Origin of the sequence: Micromonospora sp. NPDC049102, assembly GCF_043197485.1 — a bacterium.
GTDB lineage: Bacteria > Actinomycetota > Actinomycetes > Mycobacteriales > Micromonosporaceae > Micromonospora.
In genome coordinates, this window is the sequence record NZ_JBICTE010000061.1 from 1 (window position 1) to 8,454 (window position 8,454).

An 8,454-nucleotide genomic window follows, 5' to 3' on the forward strand; every position below is an offset into this window, starting at 1 on the left:
ACCTACCGCGCAGCATTGATGCCGCGCCCGATCCATCGGTCGGTGTTGCTGAAGTCGACCTGCTTCGACCTGGGTGCGCCCGGTAGGGTTCGAACGTACGACCTTGGGATTAGAAGTTGAATCCTGATCGTGTTTCTGAGTGATCCTCGGTTCACAGGGGTGTCTATCTATGCAGGTAGACACCCCTGTCCTTGTTGCTTGGTGTCCGTTGGTGACGGCTAGTCCGGGAGAGTGCGGGCTCACATGGGGCTCACTTCTAGTCCGCAGTTGCGTTACTAAAGAGCGCGGAGGCCGCTACGGCCGCCGCTCGCCTGCCCGGTCGCTACTATCCACGTCGTGAGAATCCCGAGACGCCAGGTCCAGGTCTGTGCCGTCCAATTAGCAGAACCGAAGCGCATAAGCAGGGCCTGCTGATCACGCGTCAGGAGAGGTTTCTGGCTCGCGGCTTCTAGTAACGCCTGAACATTGGGCTTATTCAGAGCAAGAATGGCGATAGTTTTATCGGACACTTCACCTTGTCGCACTAATGCCCGCCCTTGAGGTGTAAGGCGGACCTCGTTATCGCTGACCTCCACAAGGTTGAGCGACTGTGCGTCTCGTATCGTTGCGGCGGTCCACTTCCCGCCGAATGCCGCCTGGATCATTTCACGTTTTATGCTGCCATCCCTGACTAGGTTGATTAGTTCTCGAACTTTAGCAGGACGAACTGACGGAACAAAAGTGCCGGGTACAAAAGTGCCGAGGTTGAATTCCCGTCGCGTCAGAAGGTCGTCCGAGGCCGTGTCGCGCAGCTTTACCGCGTCGCCCTCAAGGTCGACCAGACCTGCATATCGGATCCAGTTGACCAGGATGCTGGAATATGAGATCCAAGTCTTTTGGCTAACCGCTAGGTGCGGCAGTTCTTGTTGAAGTAACCCAGCAATCTCATTGACCGATGCAACGCCGTTGTTGGCCACCAGGTCGAGGGACTTGACGACTAGTGCGTTAGTTCGCAGGGCGCGTCTCAGGAAGTCTCCAAGTCCGTCGGATTCGAGGGCGGCGGAGGCGCTAGCTGAGAGGGCCACACGCCCTGGCTTGGGATCGAGGAGGCCGAGCAGCTTTAGTTCACGTAGCTTGTTGTACGTGGCGGTTGTATTGCCGCCGACTTTCTTGGCGAACACTGAAACGTCACTAGAGCCCTCGTCGACAATCTTTGAAAGCAAGGCAAGTGCTGAGCCCGGGGTCACGCGGAACACAAAGCGCGTCTGGAACGGGACTCTATCTGTAAGAACGTATGCCTTGAAAACGTCGTTATAGGTATCATAAACGTCGCCAGATAGGCGGAGCAGCTTTAATCCGAGGAACTCGTTTAACTTGAGGGTTAAGCGCTCCACGCTCACTTCGCCCTCCAGTCGCCTCGCCAGCTCATTCGCAGCGTTTGGCATGTTGGCGGCCATCGTCCGAAGGAGCGCCTTGTCCTGCTCTTGAAGGCCTGCAAGATCTTCGCTGAATAGGTCCTCGGCGCGGAGCCCTCCTCGCGCTAGCTCCTTCTGGTTGATGCCCTTTCGGTGCATCCCAATAATATGGGCACCCACCCGCTTAAGTAGCCATGGAAAGCCCGCAGCGAAGGTAAGAATGACATCCTTTAGCTCTGCTGATACGCGATCGCCCAGCTCTTCACCCAGGCGATCGATGAGTATTTGCTCTTCATGGGTTGAGAAGTCATCAAGGCTGATTGGCTGGCTTAACTCGTTTAGTCGGTGCAACTCAATCTCGGCGCCTTCATCGAAGGTGGCAGCGAGATCATTTTTTCGTGCCATAATCCAAAGGATGGGCAGCCCCCAGGTCGTGCTGGCAATCACTAGGTCGAGCACAACCTGGAAGACGCGAGGGCGTGATAACAGGGCTTCGAATTGGTCAATCTGCACTACAACAAGCCGTCGGGCAGTCGATGCGGACTTTCCGAGACGGTTTAGCGAGTCCGCGACGTCCTCTTGGCGCTCGGGTATAGCCTCGCTGTAGCCAGCACGACTATTTGCCTGGCGTATGAGATCAGCTAAGACCAGCCGCACGTCTGCCGGTACTTGGATGTTGCGACCATCGACGGTGGTGAGGGCATAGGCATCGACTGTGTCCGCAACCTTGAGTAGGAGAGAACTCTTACCTACTCCGGATCTGCTTAGTACTTGTATTGCGCGAGTTGCAGTGCGGCCGAGTGAGACCTTTTCGATGATCTCGTTTAGCTGGTTGAGTGGGTCACCGCGACCCACGAAGCATTCTGGCGGACTGGGGAACTTGTAGTCGAACCAACCTGCTCCTGCTACTACCGGGGGCAGGCTCTCCCTGGTCAATGCTTCTGAGGCAGGTTTGACGCCTTGTCCAACGTACTTCAACGACGTTAGGTCAATAAGTTGAAGTTTCAGCCGTCGAAGGCTTGCAGGTGGCAGGTCTATCAGTTTCCCGAAGGTATCAAAAGTGGCAAAATGGGAGGGAGCGGACGCGGATGATGGGCCGCAACTAACAACTATAAGGTCGCCTGCATGGCCAACAGTAAACCATGCGTCGTGCGGTTCGAGAGCAAACTGGGCTCGCACCTTGTCCCGAAGAATAGTCTCAGATATCAAGCCGCCGCTCTTGACGAGCAGGTCGGTTATCTCCGTGCCGACGAGTGTCTTGAAAGTGACCCGAAGTGTTGTCATTACCTGGGGCGTGAGGCTTCGCAGGTAGTCGCGTCCTTCCGGAGTGAAGTCAGATGTTGAGATGAAGATACCATCAGCGCTTCCATCGTTTATGGCTATCGGGACTAGCTTGCCAAAGAAAGAGGAAGCCTCTTTACCTGCAATAGCCGCTTCATGGGCTTTTGCCTCGCCGACCAAGGTGCGCCCCTGTAGCCGCGACTTGGCCGTGATGTCATATTCTAGACTGGCACGCTTTGCTCGCATCGACACATCCGTGTATCCGGATACTTCCAGAAGCCGCCTGCAGAGCTGCTCGAATAAATGCCCCTTCTTCTGCGGGGTAAGATTGTCCGAGGTGTCGTCGAGGAATGCGATTTGCATTTTGCCTCTCTGGTTAATGAGGGCGCTACCGCTCGGCGCCGGACCGGCACTTATCGAACTGCGTTACCACCAGTACGCCAAGGCTCTATTTCGAACTCGACGATTCATTGAGAACAGTTTTCGGCGCGAAATAGCTTACCAGCATCTCATCGGTCCAGGCTGCTTGCTGGACCGGTCCCCTTGGGCCGAACTCTTCGAACCAAGGCTTTATGTCGAGGACTGGAGTGCCGTCCACCGCGTCCAAGTCCTCGACGTGCAGGTCAAGCCCGTCGACCTTGAGTAGGCGGCACCGACTTACGCCCAGCCAGTTGATCCGACGCATGTTGCGATGGCCAAAGATGCCGACTTCCGGCCACTCCGGGTTGTCTCTGGGGCGACGTGCACCGAGGTTCAGGTCAGTGGGATCGGTGAGATGGAAGCGAAACACGACCTCAAGGTGGGAGAAGTCCTCAAGTCCTTTGGTGGCTTCTGGCGTGAAGCGTTCTTCATCGACTCGAATGACAGCTCTGGTTCCGCCCCAGTAGTCGTCTGTTGGCTCGGTTCTTCCCCCTGCGACGCGAGCAATGGACTCCATGGTGAATTCTTCGGCTGCCATTCGGGCCTCCCGATCTGTAGGTGACTTCTTCTAGGCAGAAGTAGAGAGGTAGCTCTTGGCGCGTGCATCGATCTCCTGGACCCCCCGGATCCTGCGGTTTTGGTAGGGGGAGAGGATGGCGCGCATCTCGGCGGCTACCTGACGCGTACGGCCCGAGCGAACACCGTCCATCGCGTCGAGGGCGCGGGACCACGTTGCGCAGGCTTCCTCAATCTCACCCTGCCGGGCCTGCACTGCCCCGAGGTAACCAAGCGTGACGGCGTGGGTTCGGGTGAAGGCTGCCGCTTTGCGTGTCCTGACACTGCGGCGGAAATGACTTGTCGCCCCCGCCAGGTCGCCGGTGTCACGTAACGCGCATGCCGTCTCGTGTGCGAGGCTGGCCTCAGCGAAGAAGAAGACCCGTCCGGGCTCGTCGTCTCCTTGGGTGGCGGCGGCAAGGTCGTCCTCTGCTCGGAGCAGCGCGCGGGCCGAATTTTGGGTCTCGCCATTTGCTGCTAGAGCGCGAGCGTGGACCACCCCGATGAGGGCACGCTCCCGGGGAGCTGCCGTCTCGTAGCGGTCGCCGCGCACCGAGGCATCGGCGAGATCGAGAGCGTGCTTGTAATGCCCAAGGTCGATCGCCTGGTGTGCCATCGCGCGGAGGACGTGGCCCGCCATCGCCGGGTTGTCGGCTTCGGCAGCTAACTTCACTGCGATGTTGAAGTAGTGCTGCGCGACGTTGTGTTCGCCATTGTCAAACGCCATCCACCCCGCAAGGTAAGAAAGCTCGCTGGCCGCGGTGAACATGTCGCGTCTCAGCTTTTCGTCTGCGTAGCGCCCGCGTAGGTAAGCTGCCACGTCGGAGCTGAGATATTGGGCCACTGCTGATCGGGCGTGCCCGCCGCCCCGGCGCTGGTCGACGCGCGAGAACAGCGACACCATGTCGTGTACCGCGTCAACGTCGCCCCTGCCTACGGTCCTGCCAGTGGGCGTGCCGCGCGCTTGGCCCAGCTTGACCATGCGCGTCCACCAGGGATCGGCAGGCAGGGCAAGCGCAGCAAGCGAGTAGGCGGCAGTGCCCAGAACACGCCTGCGCTCAGCGTCCACGTCGACTCTCCCGAGTTCGGTCAGCGCAGCCAGCGTATCGACTCGCCACCCAAGCATGTCCGCTGAGGACAGCAGTGGAGTCGGTAGACCGATGTCCTCCAAGGTCAGCGCGCGTCCGAGCTTGCGTGACAACGCTTCGCAGAGCAGCACGGGTGCTCGTCCAGAGGGCTTCGAGCCGGCGATCCAGTGCGAGACGTGGGAACGGCCGACCCCGGTCAACTCGTCCGCGTTGCTCTCCTGAGCGACGCGGACCAGTGCTCGTGCCACCTCGGCATGGGACATCCCAGCTTCCGCGATCACGGCTGCGAGCTTGGTGTTGCCGGGTCCCGCTTGCGGCACTGTGTACCCCCGCATAGAAGTCGATCTTTCACCACGTTCACCGCTTCGACGTGCCTCATAGAGTACCGAACGGCGGTGGTTTGCGATTCGCTGTAGGTACGCAAGACGACGACGAATCGGCAAATTGATTAGCCCTGCGTCGCGTCGGTCTTGTGTGGCTGAAATCTGGGCGGAATCCCCATTGCTACGAGCGGTGTGCGCCGTGGTGGTGGGTGACGGGCAGGGTGCGTCGTGTAGGCGAGAGGTTGTTGCTCATGCGGTGTGCCCTGCCCACTCGGGAGGTGAAATCGCGTGACTACTTACTCCGGCGGCGGGCAGATCGACAGGGCGCAACTGGTATTGGATCGGCACACGGTTCTGAGCGTAAATGGTTGTTGCGCCGGCTGCGGAAAGTCGGGGTCGTGCCCGCAACGCGAAGACGCCGTTCGAGTATTCCGCCTCTCACTGCGCCTACCCAGGGGGAACCCGGGAGCGACACGCCCTGAGCTGATCAACGCGCGTCGGATCGGCGGCCCTGCACTCTTCGGGGCATCGTCTCGTGCCGTCTTTGGGGGCGTCGTGAACACCCCAGCCTGCGGAAGCAGTGACGTCGCACATGGATGACGACGACGCGGATCTGATCCGACCAAGGCATCGCCCGCACCGGTCACTCCGCTTCCCTGGTGGCCGCCCGTGTGCGTGTCCCTCGTGCCGCGCAGCGCGCAAGCGAGAGCGGAAGCAACAGGCGGTTGGTGCTACGCCGCCGGCTACTGGCTATCTCCCGTTTCCCGGCGGTGGCGTGCCACCGTCTCCGGCCTCGCCCTACAGGCCGACGCAGATCGATTGGACCCGCGCGGCCGAGGCGGTGACCCGAGGACACCTCGGCCGCACGCAAGGAATCGCACCCGTCGGAAGGAGCAGAGCCCCCCGCACGTCAGCTCACGGCGCGACCCCCGTCAGCCCTTACCTCGAAGGAGACACGACACCATGACCGACACGATCACTGGTAACCCGACGATCGAGGCTTACACCGGCCCCATTGACCTGTCCCGCCCGCACTTCGTGGGCGTCGGCGGCTCCGCGATGTCGGGCCTGGCCCGGCTGCTGGCCGAACTGGGCCACCAGGTCAGTGGCAGCGACCTGAACGACTCCGCCACACTCGCGGCCCTGGACGTGGCGGGCGTGCGGGTGCACGTGGGGCATGACGCCTCCCACGTGCAGGGCGCGAGCTGCGTCGTCTACACCACCGTTGCCCAGGATGCCCCCGAGATCGACGCGGCTCGTGCCGCCGGTATCCCGGTGGTCCACCGGGCGCAGGTCCTCGACACGCTCAGCGCCGACCGGCGGCTCATCGCGGTGTCCGGCTCGCACGGCAAGTCCATCACGACCGGCATCCTGGCCCACATCCTGCGCACTCTCGGGGAGGACCCGACCTACCTGGTCGGGGCTGACCTGACCGGGCCGGGCTCTGGCGCCCGTCTCGGCGGGTCCCGTCTGTTGGTTGCTGAGGCGGACGAGTCGGACCGGTCGTTTCACTTCCTCACCCCGTCGATCGCGGTCATCACCAACGTCACGGACGACCACCCGGAGAACTTCGTCAACCACGCCGCGGTGATGCGTGCCTACGCCGAGTTCGGCTGCCGGATCGCTCCTCGCGGGTTTCTGATCGTGAACGCCGACTGCGTGGGCGCGAACGTGGCCGCCGAAGTCGTCGCTGATGAGCGACCTGACCTGACAGTGCTGCGCTACGGCCGGAGCCGCACGGCCGATATCTGTCTGCTCGATGTGCACGCCGAGGGGTGGAGCGTTTCGGCGACCGCCCGGATGCCGAACGGGACGACGGTGCGGCTGACTCTGCCGACCCCGGCGGCGCACCACCTGGAGAATGCGGTTGCGGCCGTGACGTGTGCGGTGGCCCTGGGCCTGGACCCCGCCGACGTAGCGGGAGCGGCATGCACCTTCTCGGGGGTACGCCGTCGCTTCGAGCACATCGACACTCGGGCCGGAGTGGCGGTGATCGACTCCTACGCCGACCACCCGAAGGAGATCGCCGCCGACCTGGAAGCCGCCCGCACCTTGGCTCGCGGCCGGATCATCGTGGTGTTCCAGCCGTCCGGACACGCCCGGGTGCTGGCCTTCGGTGGGCGGATCGGCCGGCTCCTGGCGGACCAGGCCGATCACGTCCTGCTGCTCGACGTGCACGGCACCGTGCCCGAAGCGCGACCAGCGGCAGACACGACGAAGATCATGAGCCAGTTGCGCGACGGGCAGTATTGTCTGCCGCTTGGCTCGGACCACGTGGCCAGGCTCGTAGGGCGGATGGCCGGTCGCGGTGACGTGGTTCTGACCATGGGCACCGGCGACGTAACCGACTACGGAGCAGCGATCCTGGACGCCCTGAGCCAGCGTTCCGAGGTCGCGTTGTCCGCGTGATCCCTACGCCTGGGCGGTGACAGCGCCGGGTTCCTCGATCAGCTTGTCCGCGAGCGCGAGGAGCCCGGCGCTGTTCGACGCCTTCACCAATACGACATCGCCTGGGCGTAGCCCATCGCGCAGCAGCTCCCACGCCTGCGGCACGTTCGCCGCCCGATCAACCGCTGTGCCACTGCCGGCGGCCCCGGTCGCGTACTGATCGGCGTTCGTCCCGCCGATCGCCACCAGCCAGCCGGCCCCGATTTCGGCTGCCTGCTGGCCGACCTCGCGGTGCACCTGTGCGGCGTGCTCACCCAACTCGGCCATCTCGCCCAGCACCGCGACCGCCCGCTGGCCGTCGCTCGTCATGGCATGCAGGGCACGCAGCGCGGCGTGCATGGCGTCGGGCGCGGCGTTGTAGGCGTCGTTGATGATCGTCACCCCGTCCGCGCGGGTGGTGACCTGCATCCGGCCCGGTGACACCGCTTCGGCTTGCGACACGGCCTGGGCCACGGCCTCGATCGGGTGGCCCAACCCGAGAGCGACGGTCGCGGCAGCAAGGGCGTTCGACGCCTGGTGCATCCCGTGGAGGAGCAACTGCACTTCGGCGGTCTGACCGTCGTACGCGAGTCGAAAGCCTGCACGGCCCAACTCGTCCAATGTCACGTTTTCGGCGCGCACGTCCGCCGGGTTGTCGATGCCGTAGGTCAGCACTCGGGCGCGGGTGCGGCTCGCCATGGCGGCCACCAACACGTCGTCGGCGTTGAGCACCGCTAGCCCGCCGTCGTGCGCTGCGGGCAGCGCTTCCACGATCTCGCCCTTGGCCTGTGCGATGTTCTCCACCGAACCGAACTCGCCAAGGTGCGCGTGCCCGACACGGGTGACGACGCTGACGGCGGGCGGGGCGATGTGGGTCAGGTAGGCCACGTGCCCGATGCCGCGTGCGCCCATCTCCAACACGAGATAGCGGGTGCCGGTTGTGGCGCGGGTGACCGTGTAGGGCAA

Annotated in this window: 5 protein-coding genes; 1 reads left to right on the plus strand and 4 read right to left on the minus strand. The window is 62.8% G+C overall.

The genetic code is table 11. The features are described 5' to 3' along the window. Positions 1–275 precede the first annotated feature (275 nt). The 3 genes from ACGFH9_RS30690 to ACGFH9_RS30700 all read right to left on the minus strand — a co-directional run bounded on the left by ACGFH9_RS30690 (position 276) and on the right by ACGFH9_RS30700 (position 5,019). Positions 276–3,038: a restriction endonuclease gene (locus ACGFH9_RS30690; protein ID WP_393226337.1), complete on the minus strand. Its 2,763-nt coding sequence runs from the start codon at positions 3,036–3,038 to the stop codon at positions 276–278. A gap of 85 nt (positions 3,039–3,123) precedes the next feature. Next, positions 3,124–3,633 carry an SAM-dependent methyltransferase gene (locus tag ACGFH9_RS30695; RefSeq protein ID WP_393226340.1) on the minus strand — a complete coding sequence of 170 codons (510 nt, stop codon included), beginning with the start codon at positions 3,631–3,633 and terminating at the stop codon, positions 3,124–3,126. Positions 3,634–3,663: 30 nt separating this feature from the next. Next, positions 3,664–5,019: a Tat pathway signal protein gene (locus tag ACGFH9_RS30700; protein WP_393226342.1), complete on the minus strand. Its 1,356-nt coding sequence runs from the start codon at positions 5,017–5,019 to the stop codon at positions 3,664–3,666. Positions 5,020–6,024: 1,005 nt separating this feature from the next. Here ACGFH9_RS30700 and murC point away from each other — a divergent pair. Continuing rightward, positions 6,025–7,470 carry a UDP-N-acetylmuramate--L-alanine ligase gene (gene murC, locus ACGFH9_RS30705; protein ID WP_393226344.1) on the plus strand — a complete coding sequence of 482 codons (1,446 nt, stop codon included), beginning with the start codon at positions 6,025–6,027 and terminating at the stop codon, positions 7,468–7,470. A 3-nt stretch (positions 7,471–7,473) separates the two neighbouring features. Here the strand turns inward: murC and murF are convergent, their stop codons facing one another. Further along, entirely contained in the window at positions 7,474–8,454 is a 981-nt protein-coding gene (murF, locus tag ACGFH9_RS30710; protein ID WP_393226347.1) for a UDP-N-acetylmuramoyl-tripeptide--D-alanyl-D-alanine ligase, read from the minus strand.

What these genes read in the sequence shown, in the direction of transcription:
- ACGFH9_RS30690 (WP_393226337.1), bottom strand. Translation starts at nt 3,038, where the DNA reads ATGCAAATCGCATTCCTCGACGACACCTCGGACAATCTTACCCCGCAG.
- ACGFH9_RS30695 (WP_393226340.1), bottom strand. Translation starts at nt 3,633, where the DNA reads ATGGCAGCCGAAGAATTCACCATGGAGTCCATTGCTCGCGTCGCAGGG.
- murC (WP_393226344.1), top strand. Translation starts at nt 6,025, where the DNA reads ATGACCGACACGATCACTGGTAACCCGACGATCGAGGCTTACACCGGC.